The 14,015-nt window shown below is 74.2% G+C and carries 11 protein-coding genes; 6 read left to right on the forward strand and 5 right to left on the reverse strand.

Annotated elements, in window-relative coordinates; genetic code table 11:
* The first annotated feature begins 209 nt into the window (after positions 1 to 209).
* The gene (locus ACFY23_RS08690; RefSeq protein ID WP_350682173.1) at positions 210 to 1,211 is read left to right on the forward strand and encodes a TerC family protein; all 1,002 of its coding nucleotides are present in this window, start codon (positions 210 to 212) and stop codon (positions 1,209 to 1,211) included.
* Between the two features lie 63 nt (positions 1,212 to 1,274).
* Here ACFY23_RS08690 and ACFY23_RS08695 read toward each other — a convergent pair whose 3' ends face one another.
* Positions 1,275 to 2,267 (reverse strand): NlpC/P60 family protein, encoded by a 993-nt coding sequence (locus ACFY23_RS08695; RefSeq protein ID WP_350682175.1) that lies wholly within the window; start codon positions 2,265 to 2,267, stop codon positions 1,275 to 1,277.
* Positions 2,267 to 3,364 (reverse strand): dipeptide epimerase, encoded by a 1,098-nt coding sequence (locus tag ACFY23_RS08700; protein WP_350682177.1) that lies wholly within the window; start codon positions 3,362 to 3,364, stop codon positions 2,267 to 2,269. The genes ACFY23_RS08695 and ACFY23_RS08700 overlap by 1 nt, the downstream gene beginning before the upstream one ends.
* A 125-nt stretch (positions 3,365 to 3,489) precedes the next feature.
* Here ACFY23_RS08700 and ACFY23_RS08705 point away from each other — a divergent pair, with 125 nt between their 5' ends.
* Complete coding sequence (locus ACFY23_RS08705; protein WP_350682179.1) at positions 3,490 to 4,287, forward strand: tyrosine-protein phosphatase; 798 nt, start codon at positions 3,490 to 3,492, stop codon at positions 4,285 to 4,287.
* Positions 4,288 to 4,299: 12 nt separating this feature from the next.
* Here ACFY23_RS08705 and ACFY23_RS08710 read toward each other — a convergent pair whose 3' ends face one another.
* Positions 4,300 to 5,160 carry a serine hydrolase gene (locus ACFY23_RS08710; RefSeq protein ID WP_350682181.1) on the reverse strand — a complete coding sequence of 287 codons (861 nt, stop codon included), beginning with the start codon at positions 5,158 to 5,160 and terminating at the stop codon, positions 4,300 to 4,302.
* 65 nt (positions 5,161 to 5,225) lie between these two features.
* Here ACFY23_RS08710 and ACFY23_RS08715 point away from each other — a divergent pair, with 65 nt between their 5' ends.
* The gene (locus tag ACFY23_RS08715; RefSeq protein ID WP_350682183.1) at positions 5,226 to 5,891 is read left to right on the forward strand and encodes a methyltransferase domain-containing protein; all 666 of its coding nucleotides are present in this window, start codon (positions 5,226 to 5,228) and stop codon (positions 5,889 to 5,891) included.
* Positions 5,892 to 5,963: 72 nt separating this feature from the next.
* Here ACFY23_RS08715 and typA read toward each other — a convergent pair whose 3' ends face one another.
* On the reverse strand, positions 5,964 to 7,832 hold the full coding sequence (gene typA / locus ACFY23_RS08720; protein WP_350819034.1) for a translational GTPase TypA: 1,869 nt from the start codon (positions 7,830 to 7,832) through the stop codon (positions 5,964 to 5,966).
* Between the two features lie 135 nt (positions 7,833 to 7,967).
* On the opposite strand from typA, the gene ACFY23_RS08725 reads away from it, so the two are divergent.
* Complete coding sequence (locus tag ACFY23_RS08725; protein WP_350682187.1) at positions 7,968 to 9,365, forward strand: DedA family protein; 1,398 nt, start codon at positions 7,968 to 7,970, stop codon at positions 9,363 to 9,365.
* 92 nt (positions 9,366 to 9,457) lie between these two features.
* Here the strand turns inward: ACFY23_RS08725 and ACFY23_RS08730 are convergent, their stop codons facing one another.
* A complete protein-coding gene (locus ACFY23_RS08730; RefSeq protein WP_350682189.1) occupies positions 9,458 to 11,587 on the reverse strand; it encodes an MMPL family transporter in 2,130 nt (709 codons plus the stop codon).
* A gap of 164 nt (positions 11,588 to 11,751) precedes the next feature.
* On the opposite strand from ACFY23_RS08730, the gene ACFY23_RS08735 reads away from it, so the two are divergent.
* Both ACFY23_RS08735 and ACFY23_RS08740 read left to right on the forward strand, forming a co-directional pair.
* Positions 11,752 to 12,267, forward strand: coding sequence for a MarR family transcriptional regulator (locus tag ACFY23_RS08735; RefSeq protein ID WP_350682203.1), 516 nt, complete (start codon positions 11,752 to 11,754; stop codon positions 12,265 to 12,267).
* 4 nt (positions 12,268 to 12,271) lie between these two features.
* A complete protein-coding gene (locus ACFY23_RS08740) occupies positions 12,272 to 13,978 on the forward strand; it encodes a CocE/NonD family hydrolase (RefSeq protein ID WP_350682191.1) in 1,707 nt (568 codons plus the stop codon).
* Positions 13,979 to 14,015 lie beyond the last annotated feature (37 nt).

Below are 14,015 nucleotides of genomic sequence, written 5' to 3' on the forward strand. Positions count from 1 at the left end.
CGAGGAGGGGAGTATTCCCCCGTGGCGGAGTCGTCAGCACGGTCGAGCGCCGGTTTCCGGTGCGCGACCCGGCCCCGTCGGTCACCGCCCCGACGGGACGGTGACGGAAGAGACCTCCGACAGTCACCAGAGTCAGCGTCGCCGGCACACCGCGCCCACCGAGGGCGTACGGTGTGCCCGTCGTTGCGTGTCTGCCGGAGGAATGAACCTTGGACGTGTCCGGACTGGTCTGGGCGGCGACCCTCGTCGTCCTGACCGCGATCCTGCTCGTGGATCTGCTGATCATCGGTCGGCGCCCCCACGAGCCGAGCGTGCGTGAGTCGAGCCTGTGGGTCGGCTTCTACGTGGCCCTGGCCCTGATCTTCGGCGCCGGCGTCTGGCTGGCCTCCGGGGCGAGCGCCGCCGGGCAGTTCTACACCGGCTGGCTGACCGAGTACAGCCTCTCGGTCGACAACCTGTTCGTCTTCGTGATCATCATGGCCCGGTTCGGGGTGCCCCGGCAGTACCAGCAGAAGGTGCTGCTCATCGGCATCGTGCTGGCGCTGGTCATGCGGGGCGGGTTCATCGCCGCCGGCGCGGCGCTGATCTCCCAGTTCTCCTGGGTGTTCTACATCTTCGGCGCGTTCCTCATCTACACCGCGATCAACCTCGCCCGGCAGGGCGAGCCGGACGAGGACGAGTTCACCGAGAACGTGCTGATCCGGTGGAGCCGCAAGGCGCTGCCGATCTCCAGGGACTACGACGGCGCCAAGCTGACCACCCACTCGCCGAAGGGCAAGCGGATGTTCACCCCGATGCTGATCGTCATGATCGCCATCGGCACCACCGACCTGATCTTCGCGCTCGACTCGATCCCGGCGATCTTCGGCATCACCCAGGAGCCGTACCTGGTCTTCACCGCCAACGTCTTCGCGCTGATGGGTCTGCGGCAGCTCTACTTCCTGCTCGGCGGCCTGCTGGACCGGCTGATCTACCTCAGCTACGGCCTGGCCGTGGTGCTCGGCTTCATCGGCGTGAAGCTCATGCTGGAGGCGCTCGCCGAGAACAACCTGCCGTTCGTCAACGGCGGGGAGCACGTCTCCTGGGCCCCGCACATCCCGATCTGGCTCTCGCTGACGGTCATCCTCGGCACCCTCGCCGTGGCCACCGTGGCCAGCCTGGTCAAGTCCTCCCGCGACCGGCGACGCATGCTGTCCGACGCCCGCCACTGAGGCGTACGCACGCGACGAGGGGGCGCTCCCGGGCCGGGAGCGCCCCCTCGTGCCGTACGCGGGTCAGACCCGGTGCGCGCCGACCAGGGTGGCGGTGCGGTCGGCCGGCAGCTGCTCCTCCAGCACCCGGCGCTGCCGGTAGCAGGCGTGCAGCATCCGCCGGTCGTCGCCGGGGCGCGGGTCGGCGGTGACGATGCCGATGTGGTGGATCTTCCGGCCGGGCCGGGCGAAGAAGTAGAGGTCGCCGGGGCGTTCCGTGCCCAGCGGCACCGGCGTGGTCGCCGCGGCCTGGTCGTCGGCGTCGCGGGGCAGCAGCACGCCGAGCCGCCGCCAGGCCAGGTGGACCAGACCCGAGCAGTCGATGCCGTACGCGGACACGCCACCCCAGATGTAGACGACGTCGACCAGCCGCTGGGCGATGGCCAGCACCTCCCCGGCCGACGGTGGCGTGGTGGGCACCGGCACGGCGTGGGCGGCGGGCAGCCAGAGCGGGTCGGCGTGGCCGGGCGCGTGCACGGGCCGCCAGCCGTCGACCGCCGGGCCCGCCGGGGCCAGCCGGGTGCCGAGGACCACCCCGGGCACGACCTCGGCCCCGCCCGGGGCGGCGCGCAGGGCGGTGACGGTGGCGTCGACCACGAGCGGCTCGGCGTCGGCGGGGCCCGGCGTGAGGTGTCCGTCGTCGGTGACCGGGGCGAGCTGTTCGGCGGGGAGCCAGCCGGGGTAGCCGCGCGGGTGCAGCCTGGGGGCCGGCTGTTCGACTGCCACCACGTGCGCCCAGCCGTCCGGGCGCACGTCGGTGACGAGCACCCGCTCGCCGAGCAGCAGTTGGCTCAGCACGCAGTCGCCGACCTGCTGGTCGGTGTCCATCCCGGAGATCCAGGCCGCGATGTCGGTGCGCGCGGCCAGGGCGGGACCGTCGATCGTTCGTACCGCCTCGGGGGAGGTCCAGAGGGTCGCGACGGCGACCCGGACCACGGCCTCCCGGCCTGGTTGCAGCTCCACGTGGACCCCCAGCTCGATCGTTCCCGCGACCCTATGAAAGTTTCCGCCAGTCATCAATGACGAGTCTGCATCTTCACTTCATTCACGGAGGTGACGCCGAGGCCCGGCGCGTCCGGCAGCACGACGGTGGCGCCGTCGTACCGGAGGCCGTCCCGCACCGGCGACCAGGCCAGCCACCAGGCGGCGTCCAGGTCGGCGACGGCCGTGGTGCCGTAGGCGGCGACCAGGCTGGCGGCGGCGCCGATGCCCACCTGGCTCTCCATCATCGATCCGACGACGGTGCCGAGGCCGTGCGCGGCGGCCAGGTCGAGCAGGGTCCGGGCGGGGTGCAGGCCGCCGCACTTGGCGAGCTTGACGTTGACCATGTCGGCGGCCCGGCGGCGGATGACCTCGACCAGGTCCCGGACGCCGAAGACGGACTCGTCGGCGAGGATCGGCACGTCCACCCGGTCGCTGACCCAGGCCAGCCCGTCCAGGTCCCAGCGGGGGACGGGCTGCTCGACCAGTTCCACGTCGAGCCCCGCGTCCTCGACGCCGCGGATCACCCGGACCGCCTCGCGCGGGGTCCAGCCCTGGTTGGCGTCGAGCCGGATCCGCACGTCCCGGCCGACGGCCGCCCGCACGGCGCGTACCCGCTCCAGGTCGCCGGCGGCGTCCGTGCCCACCTTCATCTTGAGCACGCCGAAGCCCTCCGCCTGCCGCTGCCGGGCCGCCGCCGCCAGGTCCACCGCGTCGCCCGCGGCGAGCGTGACGTCCGTGGGGACCCGCAGGCCCGTGCCGCCGAGCAACCGCACCAGCGGTACGCCGAGCCGCCGCGCCGCCAGGTCGTGCAGGGCGACGTCGACGGCCGCCTTCGCCGCCTCGTTGCCGGCGACCGTCCGTTGCACCTCGGTGCAGCGGGCCACCAGGTCGTCGGCGTCCCGCCCGGTCAGCGCCGGGCCGAGCAGGTCGCGGACGCACGCCTCGGAGCCGGCCACCGACGCCCCGGTCACCTGCCAGACCTGGGGCGCCTCGCCGTAGCCGGAGCGGCCGTCGGCGTCGACGATCTCCACGACCAGGGTCTCCACGGTGGTGGTACGGCGCAGCGCGGTGACGAACGGGGTGTGCAGAGGAGCGGAGAGCCGGTGGGTGCGGACTGCGGCGATCGTCATGTGCGGGACCCTATACGGACGCGCACGGGCGAAGGGGAGGCCGGCATGAGCGAGCGAAGTGAGCGAATCGGTTGGCTCAGGGTGGTGGTGCCTCATGGCGGCACGGAGCGCAGCGGAGTGCAGGCATGAGCGAGCGGGGCTGGGAACTGGTGGGCGCGCCGAACGCCCGGGACCTCGGCGGGTTGGTCGGCGTGGACGGCCGGCGGGTGCGGCCGGGCGTGCTGATCCGCACCCCGGCGCTGGGCCGGTTGGCCGACGAGGACCTGCCGGTGCTGGCCAGGCTCGGCCCGGTCTGCGTGGTCGACCTGCGGGACCACTCGGAGATCGCGGTCGCCCCGCCGGATCGGCTGCCGGGTGAGCCGACCGTGGTGCACCTGCCGGTGCACGACGCCGAGCACCCCGTCTTCACCTACGTCTCGGCGGTGCTGCTCGGGCACGATCTGGGCGCGTACGCGGCCCTGGCCGAGGAGGGGACTCCGGCGGCGATGGCGGCGATCTACCGCTGGTTCGTGACGGGTGCGTCGGCGCGGGAGAGCTTCGGCGCGGCGGTGCGGCTGGCCGCGGAGGCGCGGAACCTGCCGCTGGTCTACCACTGCTCGGCGGGCAAGGACCGCACCGGCTGGTTGACCGTGCTGCTGCTCAGCGCGCTCGGTGTGGACGAGGCCGCGATCCGGGCGGACTACCTGGCGAACAACGCGCTGACCGAGAGCCTGCGGGAGGTCATCCTGGAGGCGATGCGCCGGCAGCAGCCGGGGCTGGACGTCGCGGCCGTACGCCCGGTGCTGGAGGTGCGCGAGGAATACCTCGACGCCGCGTACGGGGAGGTGCGCCGGGTGCACGGCTCGTTCGGGGCGTACCTGCGGGACGGGCTCGGGATCACCGACGATGTCGTGGCGGCGCTGCGGGCGCACCTGCTGGAGTGACGGCTCGGGCCGTCACAGGTCGTGCCGGGCGGCCCAGGCGGCGGCGGAGATCCCGGCGATCAGCCGGCAGGCGTCGTCCTCCGTCCCCTCGCCGTCGGCACCGCCGTCGGCGAGGTCGGTGGTGGTGCAGGCGACCACCGCGTACGGCGGCGCGTCGTCGGGGAAGACCATGCCCGCGCCGTGCCGCACGCCGTGCACCCAGCCGCTCTTGTGGGCGATGCGGGTGCCCTCGGGCAGCCCGGCGGCGAGGTCCTCGCGGAGTTCCTGGGCGAACAGCACGTCGAGCATGGCGGCGCAGCCGGCCGGCGAGGCGAGCGGCCCGGGGGTGTCCGCCCCGGTGGCCAGCGCGCCGAGCAGGGCGGCCAGGTCGGCGGCGGTGACCAGGTTGGTGATGCCCGCCTCGCGGGCGGCGAAGTCCTCGATGCCCCGACCGGTGACGCTGTGCCGGGCCCCTACGAGCGCCCAGACCTCCGCCACCGCCGGCAGGCCGACGTGGCCGATGACGATGTTGGTGGCGAGGTTGCTGGAGCGGACGATCATCCGGTGGGCCAGCCAGCGCAGCGGCGCGCTCTGATCGAGCCGCTCCCAGACGGCCTCGTCGTTGTCGTAGTGGCGGGCGCAGGAGAACCGGGGCGCGCCGGGCAGGGCCGACTCGAACTCGTTGTGCACCGGCACCGGGGCGTCCAGGTCGAGCTTGCCGGCCTCGGCGGCGCGGTGCAGCGCGACGAGCACCCCCGTCTTCATGGTGCTGGCCGCGTAGTGGGTGGCGTCGGCGTGCCGGGTCCACGCGGGGGCGGCGCCGGGCCGTCCCACGTACGTGGACACGGTGCCGGGCACGCCGCTCAGGCGGGTGTCGAGTTCGTCCCAGGTCATGCGCGTGACCGTAGCGGATCACCGGCGGGGCGACGGACCGGGGCGATCGGTCGTACCGTGCGGACATGACGCTTGCCGCCTACGACGCGCACGCCGACTGGTACGAGGCGTTCGCCACCGACCCGTCCAGCGACTACATGACCCGGGTCCGCGGCCGGCTGCGCGACCTGCTCGGCACCGGCGCTGGCCGCTGCCTCGACCTGTGCTGCGGCACCGGGCTGCAGGCGGCGGAGCTGCGCCGGCTGGGGTGGCACCCGGTGGGGGTGGACCTGTCCGGCGGGCAGTTGCGGCACGCCCGGCCGCGCCTGCCGGTGGCCCGCGCCGACGCGGCGGCGCTGCCGGTCGCCGACGGGTCGGTGTCGGCCGTGGCGTGCGTGCTCGCCCACACCGACGTGCCCGACTACGCGGCGGTACTCGCCGAGGCGGCCCGGGTGCTCGCGCCCGGTGGGCGGTTCGTCCATGTCGGAGTGCACCCGTGCTTCGTGGGCGCGTTCGCCGACCGTTCCGACCCGCGGCGGATCGTGGTGGACGGTGGCTACGCCGACCGGGAGCGCAGCTTCCGGGCCTGGACGCCGCACGGCGTGCGGGTGCGGGTGGGCGCCTGGCACGTTCCGCTGGCCGACCTGCTCAACGCGGTCACCGACGCCGGCCTGACCCTGGTCCGCACGGCCGAGTCCGGCCCCGGCCCGGTGCCCGACCTCTTCGCCTTCCTCGCCACCCGCCCCGCCTGATCCGGAGGTCGCAACGGGCGGAGCCCGGACCGCGCGGGGCGGTCCGGGCTCCGGGAGGGCTGTCGTCGTACGTCAGCCGGCGTGCTTGCGGCGGGCGGCGGCCCGGCCGCGGGCGGTCTGGTCGAGCACCACCTTGCGGATCCGGACGGCGGCCGGGGTGACCTCGACGCACTCGTCCTCGCGGCAGAACTCGAGGGCCTGCTCCAGCGACAGCTTGCGCGGCGGGATCAGCTTCTCGGTCTCGTCGGCCGTCGACGAGCGCATGTTGGTGAGCTTCTTCTCCTTGGTGATGTTGACGTCCATGTCGTCGGAGCGGGAGTTCTCCCCGACGATCATGCCCTCGTACACCTCGGTGCCCGGCTCCACGAAGAGCTGGCCGCGCTCCTGGAGGTTGGTCATCGCGAACGCGGTGACCGAGCCGGCCCGGTCGGCGACCAGCGAGCCGTTGTTGCGGGTGCGCAGCTCGCCGAACCACGGCTCGTACGACTCGAACACGTGGTGCAGGATGCCGGTGCCCCGGGTCTCGGTGAGGAACTCGGTGCGGAAGCCGATCAGGCCGCGGGCCGGGACCAGCCACTCCATCCGGATCCAGCCGGTGCCGTGGTTGACCAGCTGCTCCATCCGGCCCTTGCGGGTCGCGAGGAGCTGGGTGATCGCGCCGAGGTACTCCTCGGGGGCGTCGATGGTGAGCCGCTCGACCGGCTCGCAGGTCTTGCCGTCGATCTCCTTGGTGACGACCTGCGGCTTGCCCACGGTCAGCTCGTAGGACTCGCGGCGCATCTGCTCGACCAGGATGGCCAGGGCCAGCTCGCCGCGGCCCTGCACCTCCCAGGCGTCCGGGCGCTCGGTGGGCAGCACCCGCAGCGACACGTTGCCGATCAGCTCCTTGTCGAGCCGGTCCTTGACCATGCGGGCGGTGACCTTGGCGCCCTTGACCCGGCCGACCAGCGGCGAGGTGTTGGTGCCGATGGTCATCGAGATGGCCGGCTCGTCGACCGTGATCAACGGCAGCGGCTGCGGGTTCTCCGCGTCGGCCAGGGTCTCACCGATCATGATCTCGGGGATGCCGGCGACCGCGATGATGTCGCCCGGGCCGGCCGAGTCGGCGGGCTTGCGCTCCAGGCCCTCGGTCATCAGCAGCTCGGAGATGCGGACCCGCTGGGTGCTGCCGTCGGTGCGGCACCAGGCCACGGTCTGGCCCTTGCTGATGGTGCCCTGCCGCACCCGGCACAGCGCCAGCCGGCCGAGGAACGGGGACGCGTCGAGGTTGGTGACGTGCGCCTGCAGCGGCGCGTCCTCCTCGTACGCGGGCGGCGGGATGGTGTCGAGCAGGGTGCGGAACAGCGGCTCGAGGTTGTGGCTGTCCTGCGGGACCGCGCCGTCGGCGGGCTGGGTCAGCGAGGCGATGCCGTCGCGGGCGCAGGCGTAGACGATCGGGAAGTCGATCTGCTCCTCGTCGGCGTCCAGGTCGAGGAAGAGCTCGTAGGTGTCGTCCACGACCTCCTTGATGCGGGCGTCGGGACGGTCCACCTTGTTGATCACCAGGATGATCGGCATGCGGGCCTTGAGCGCCTTGCGGAGCACGAACCGGGTCTGCGGCAGGGGGCCTTCGCTGGCGTCGACCAGCAGCACCACGCCGTCGACCATGGTCAGGCCGCGCTCCACCTCGCCACCGAAGTCGGCGTGGCCGGGGGTGTCGATGATGTTGATCGTCACCGGGTCGGAACCGTCCGCCGGCATGTACCGCACGCCGGTGTTCTTGGCCAGGATGGTGATGCCCTTTTCCCGTTCGAGGTCCATCGAGTCCATGACCCGCTCGGTTACCTCGCCGCGGGCGCCGTAGGCGCCGGCCTGCCGCAACATGGCGTCGACCAGGGTCGTCTTGCCGTGGTCGACGTGGGCGATGATGGCGACGTTGCGGAGGTCGGTGCAAAGCTGCATACCCTCCATACTCCTGTCTGCGGTTGCCGGGGCACGCGTCGGGGTCTCCCCCCAGATGGCCCGGATCTCTGCCGAAACTGATGTTCCGACCGTTTCAGCGCCTGGCATGCTGACCCCCGTGGGAATGGGGGCCCGATGCACGACCTGCTGACCTGGCTGCAGGGCCTGCCGCCCCTGCTGATCTATGTGATCGCCGCGATGATCGTCGCGGGGGAGACCGCCGTGATCTTCGGTCTGCTGGTGCCGGGCGAGGCGACCCTGCTGCTGGTCGGTTTCCTAGCGTACGCGGGGACGCTGCGGCTCGCGCCCGCCCTGTTGGTGATGATCCTTGCAGCCGTGATCGGGGACACACTGGCGTTCCGGGCCGGCCGCCGGTACGGGCCCCGGCTGCGGGCGGGCCGGTTCGGCGCCCGGGTGGGCCACGAGCGGTGGGGTCGGGCGGACGCGATGCTGGGCCGGCTGGGCGGGCGCGGGGTGCTGACCGCCCGCTGGGTGGCCTTCGCCCGCACCCTGGTGCCCCGGCTGGCCGGCGCGGCGGGGATGCCGTACCGGCGGTTCGCGCCGTGGAACCTCGCCGGCGTGGTGACCTGGGTGGGCGGTTCGGTGCTGGCCGGCTACCTGGCCGGCGAGTCGTACGAGACGGTCTCCCGGCTGCTGGGGCGGGCCACCGGGGCCGTGCTGGTGCTGGTGGCCGCGCTGGTCGCGGTGGTGTTGGCGGGGCGGTGGCTGGGTCGCAACCCGGACCCGGCGCGGGCGCTCGTGTCCCGGGCCGCCGGGCTGCGGCCGGTGCGGTGGCTCAGAGGCCGCTACGGCGTGCTGTTCTTCCTGCTCGCCATGCACGTGGGGCCGGCCTGGACGCTGCTGATCAACCTGGTCGGCGGGCTGCTGCTGCTCTTCGTGGCGGGGTTCGCCATCGCCTGGGTGCTGGGGGCGGTGGTCCGGCACAGCGGGCTGGCGGTGATCGACGGAGCCATCGCCGACTGGTTCGCCGACCGGCGTACGCCCGGGGCGGTCGATGTCACGCTGGCGGTCGTCTCGGCGCTGCGCGGGTCGACGCTGATCGTGCTGGTGGCCGTCGTGGCCGCGGTGCTGGCCTGGCGCAACCGGCCCTGGCGGGCCGACCTGCTCAGCGTGGTCGGCACGGTGGGGGCGTTCGTGCCGCTGGTGGTGCTCGCCGTGGTGGTCGACCTGACGGGGCCGGTCACCGGCGGCCCGGCCGGCGGGGACCCCGCCCTGTTCCCGACGCAGAACGCCGTGGTGGCGGCCAGCCTCTGCACCCTTGCCTGGCTGCTGTCGCGCGGGGCGCGCTGGCCGGTGGCGGTGGCCGCCTGGACCGGCGCGGCGGCCGGGATCGTCGGCATCGTCGGCGCCCGTCTCTACCTGGGGTGGAGCACCGCCAGCGGCAGCGCCACGGCGGTGCTGCTGGGGGTGGCGTGGACGGTGTTGTTCGTGGTCGCCTGGGCCACCCGGGACCGCGCGGTGGGCGACGTCCCGGCGGAACCGGAACCGGCGGCGGTCCGCGCCGACGCCTGACCCGGCGACTCCCGCCGGGGCCGTGCCCGCGCCGCCACGGCCCCGGCAGGGTCGGCCGGTCCCGCGCCGGCAACGGCCCCGGACCGGGTCGGTCAGTCCTGCGCCGCCACCGGCTCCGGGTGGGCCGGGGCGTCCTCCGTGGCGGGCTCGGGGGCGATCCGGCCCGGCCACCAGAAGCGGTCGCCGAGCGTGAACGCCAGCGCCGGTACCAGGACCGTCCGGACGAGCAGGGTGTCCAGCAGGACGCCGAGGCAGACGATGATCCCGATCTGGGTCAGCAGGATCAGCGGCAGGACCCCCAGCACGGCGAAGACCGCCGCGAGCAGGATGCCGGCGCTCGTGATGACGCCGCCGGTGACCCGCAGGGCCGACAGCATGCCGTCCCGGGTGCCGGTGCGCCGCGCGTCCTCGCGGGCCCGGGTGACGAGGAAGATGTTGTAGTCGACGCCCAGCGCCACCAGGAACACGAAGGCGAGCAGGAGCACGCCGCTGTCCAGCGCGGGGAACCCGAGCACGTGGTCGAAGATCAGCCACGACGCGCCGATACTGGCGAAGAACGACGCGATCACGGTGAGCACGAGCAGCACCGGCGCGATCAGGCCGCGCAGGAGCAGCACGAGCACGGCGCCGACGAGCAGGAGGATGACCGGCAGGATGAGCCGCAGGTCCTTGCCGTCGGCCTCGTTCGAGTCGTAGGTCGCGGCGACCGGGCCGCCCACGACGGCCCCGTCGAACGCGTCGGCGCCCTCGACCGCCGGTGGGGCGGAGTCCGGCACGGCCGCGACCGCCGCGCGCAGCGCCTCGACGGTGCGGTCGGAGGCGGCGGTGCCGGGCTCGGCGTCGAGCACCACGTCGACCTGGACGACGTGCGCGCCCGCCTCGCCGGGCCGCGCCGAGGCGACGCCGGGCACGGCCGCGGCGGCGTCCGTGACGGCCCGTGCCGCCGAGGGGGTGGTGAGGACCGCGACCGGCTGGGTCGTCCCGGCGGGGAAGGCGCGGGCCAGGGTTTCCGCGCCGGCGACGGCCTCGGGCTCGACCCGGAACTGCTCGGTCTCGGACAGGCCGGTGCGGATGCCGAGCCCGCCGAGGGCGAGCCCCGCGAGCAGCAGCGTCGCGAGCACGGCGACCGGCACCGGACGGCGTTCGACGGCGGTGCCGAGCCGGCCCCACAGCCGGCCCTCGCGGACCGCGCCGCCGACCCGGGGCACGAACGGCCAGAACAGGCCGCGGCCGAAGATCACCAGTGCGGCGGGCAGGACGAGCAGCGCGGAGAGCATGGCGAGGACGACGCCCGTCGCGCAGGCCACGGCGAGGGCGCGGTTCAGTTCCCGCTCGGACAGCAGCAGGGTGAGTACGCCGAGCACGACGGTGAAGCCGCTGGCGAGGATGGGCTCGGCGGTGCGGCGCAGCGCGGCGCGCATCGCCACGAACCGGTCCTCCTCGCGGCGCAGCTCCTCCCGGTAGCGGGCGATGAGCAGCAGCGCGTAGTCGGTGGCGGCGCCGAAGACGAGGACGCTGGCGATGCCGGTGACGGCGCCGCCGGGCAGGTTGATGCCGACCGCCGGGACGATCGTGTCGAGGGCGCGCAGTGTGAGCTGCTCGGTCGCCGCGACGACGACGAGCGGCACGATCCACAGGAACGGGCTGCGGTAGGTGATCAGCAGCAGCAGCGCGACGACGGCGGCGGTGACGACGAGCAGCGTGGTGTCGGCGCCGTCGAAGACCTTGGTCAGGTCGGTGGTGAACGCGGGCCCGCCGGTCACCTCGACGGTGAGCGCCCCGGGCACGTCGGCCAGGGCGGCGCGGAGGTCGTCGACCCGGCCGGCGATCTCCTCCTGCCCGCCGGCGGTGGACAGCGGCACGGCGACGAGCGCGACGGTGCCGTCGGGGGAGAGCTGCGGTGGGCTGACGCGGCCGCCGGCGGCGAACCGGCCGAGGTCGCCGGACCGTTCGGTGAGCGTCGCGCGGTCGGCCTCGGTGAGCGGGCCGCCGTCGGCGCGGCTGACCACGACGATCGCCGGTTGGACGTCGCGGGAGGGCAACTGGTCCTGGAGGCGCTCCACCTGGGTCGACTGCCATTCGACGGACAGCCCGGTGGTGGAGACGGGAGCCGGGTTGTCGGGCCTGGGCAGCCCGAAGACGGCCGTGCCGACGACGATCGCGGCGACCACGGTGAGCCACGCGGCCAGTCGTCCGCGGGCCACGCGGGTGAACACAGACATCGGATGCCCTCACGGTCTCTCGGCGGGACTGCTGCGACGGGAGACCTCGCCGCGACCCAAATATGCCGACCGCCGAGTATCTCGATAATCGAGATTATCGCCTGCTGAGTTATGCTGCAACCGGAACGGCGGCGGGAGGATGCGGCGACGTGACAGGCCACGGCATGTACCGGCGGCGCGACACGCGCCGCGAGATGCTGGTCGCCGAGATCGCGGCCGAGCTGCGCCGCTACTCCGCCGACGCGCAGCACATCGGGCACGCCTTCGCCCACCTGCACGGGCTGGGGGCCACCGACCTGCAGGCGCTGATCGCGGTGATGGACGCCGAGCTGGTCGGCCAGCCGATCACCCCCGGGCGCCTCGGCGAGCAGCTCAACCTCTCCTCCGGCTCGGTGACCGCGCTGGTCGACCGGCTGGAGCGCGCCGGGCACATCCGCCGCGACCGCGACACCACCGACCGGCGCAAGGTCTTCCTGCACTACGCCGAGCGGGGCGCGGCGCTGGCGACGGACTTCTTCCGCCCGCTGGGCCGGCGCACCGACGAGGTGATGGCCGGCTTCAGCGACGACGAGCTGGAGGTCGTGCACCGGTTCATGGCCGCGATGACCGCCTCGATGCGGGAGCACCGCGACACCGTCCGGGCCGCCCGCGACGAGCCGCCCCGGCGCGCGAACGGCTGACGTCGTGCTCGACCGGTTCGCCGCCCGGCTCGCCGCCGCCGCGCTGCGGCTGCCGCCCGCGCGCACCCGGCGGGTCACCGTCACCCGGGGCATCCCGGTGCGGGTCCGCGACGGTGTGCCGCTGCGCACCGACCACTACGCACCGGACCTGCCGGGCGCGCCCACCGTGTTGATCCGCACCCCGTACGGGCGGGGCGGGCCGATGCGGCTGCTCGGCCGGCTGGCCGCCGAACGCGGCTTCCACGTGGTGGTCCAGTCCTGCCGCGGCACGTTCGGTTCGGGCGGCACGTTCGACCCGCTGGTGCACGAGCGCGACGACGGGCTGGACACCCTCGACTGGCTGCGCCGCCAGCCGTGGTGGTCCGGCGCGTTCGGCATGTTCGGCGCGAGCTACCAGGGCTTCGTGCAGTGGGCCCTGGCCGCCGACGCGGGGCGGGAGCTGCGGGCGATGGTCGCGGTGGTGACCGCCTCGGGCACCCGCGACTCGACGTACGCCGGCGAGTCCTTCGCCCTGGACACGGTCCTCACCTGGGCCGAGCTGCTCCAGGCGCAGACCGTGCCCTGGCTGGCCCGGCAGTGGGAGCTCAAGCGCGGCCAGCCCCGGCTCACCGCGGCGCTGGCGCACCTGCCGCTGGTGGAGGCGGACCGGGTGGCCACCGGCGTGACGGTGCCGTTCTTCCAGGAGTGGCTGCGCCACCACACCCCGGACGCCGGCTACTGGCGCGAGCGCGTCTTCGGCGGCCGGATCGCCGAGGTCTCGGCCCCGGTGGCGATGGTGACCGGCTGGCACGACATCTTCCTGCCGGCGCAGTTGCGCGACTTCGCGGCGCTGCGCGCGGCCGGGGCCCACCCCCGGCTGACCGTCGGGCCGTGGACCCACGGCAGCCCCGGGCTGTTCGTCGCCGCCCTGCGCGAGGGGCTGGACTGGCTCGACGAGCACCTCGCCGGACGCCCGCCGCGGCGCGCGGCGCGGCGGGGCACCGCCGCCGGCCGGGCGGCACCGGCCCGGGTGCACGTCGGCGGGGCCGGTGGCGGCTGGCGTGACCTGCCGGACTGGCCCCCGCCGGCGGCGCCGATCCGGTGGCACCTGCATGCGGGCGGCCGCCTGGACACCTCGGCGCCGGCCCCGTCGGCGCCGGACCGCTTCCGCTACGACCCGGCCGACCCGACGCCCTCGCTCGGCGGGCCCCTGCTCGTCGCCCAGCGCGCCGGGCCGGTGGACAACCGCCCGGTCGAGGCCCGGCCCGACGTGCTGACCTTCACCAGCGCCCCGCTCGACGAGCCCGTCGAGGTGATCGGTCCGGTACGCGCCGAGATCCACCTCCGCAGCGAACTGTCCCACCTGGACGTCTTCGTGCGACTGTGCGACGTGGACCGGCGTGGCCGATCCTGGAACGTCTGCGACGGGCTGGCCCGCGTCGCGCCCGGCCGGTACCCCACCGACCCCGCCGGCGTGGTGCGCGTGCCGGTGGAGCTGTGGCCCACGGCGCACCGGTTCGCGCCCGGGCACCGGCTGCGGGTCCAGGTCTCCGGCGGCGCCCATCCCCGCTACGCGCGCAACCCCGGCACCGGCGAACCCCTCGGTGCTGCCGTCACCCTGCGTGCCGGATGGCGGGAGATCCTGCACGACCCGCAGCGACCGTCCGCAGTGGTCCTACCGATCATGCCGACCGCCGCACAGCTTTCGCCAGGCCGAAAAAACCCCTCCTGAGCTGGGCATTCATTCATCGGCGACGCTATGGTTGGGC

Origin of the sequence: Micromonospora sp. NPDC000121 (assembly GCF_042899165.1) — a bacterium.
In the GTDB taxonomy this organism is placed as follows: Bacteria; Actinomycetota; Actinomycetes; order Mycobacteriales; family Micromonosporaceae; genus Micromonospora.

Excerpts from the sequence above, each read along its gene's own strand:
- ACFY23_RS08695 (WP_350682175.1), bottom strand. The coding sequence starts at position 2,267 with ATGACTGGCGGAAACTTTCATAGGGTCGCGGGAACGATCGAGCTGGGG.
- ACFY23_RS08700 (WP_350682177.1), bottom strand. The coding sequence starts at position 3,364 with ATGACGATCGCCGCAGTCCGCACCCACCGGCTCTCCGCTCCTCTGCAC.
- ACFY23_RS08705 (WP_350682179.1), top strand. The coding sequence starts at position 3,490 with ATGAGCGAGCGGGGCTGGGAACTGGTGGGCGCGCCGAACGCCCGGGAC.
- ACFY23_RS08710 (WP_350682181.1), bottom strand. The coding sequence starts at position 5,160 with ATGACCTGGGACGAACTCGACACCCGCCTGAGCGGCGTGCCCGGCACC.
- ACFY23_RS08715 (WP_350682183.1), top strand. The coding sequence starts at position 5,226 with ATGACGCTTGCCGCCTACGACGCGCACGCCGACTGGTACGAGGCGTTC.
- typA (WP_350819034.1), bottom strand. The coding sequence starts at position 7,832 with ATGCAGCTTTGCACCGACCTCCGCAACGTCGCCATCATCGCCCACGTC.
- ACFY23_RS08725 (WP_350682187.1), top strand. The coding sequence starts at position 7,968 with ATGCACGACCTGCTGACCTGGCTGCAGGGCCTGCCGCCCCTGCTGATC.
- ACFY23_RS08730 (WP_350682189.1), bottom strand. The coding sequence starts at position 11,587 with ATGTCTGTGTTCACCCGCGTGGCCCGCGGACGACTGGCCGCGTGGCTC.
- ACFY23_RS08735 (WP_350682203.1), top strand. The coding sequence starts at position 11,752 with ATGTACCGGCGGCGCGACACGCGCCGCGAGATGCTGGTCGCCGAGATC.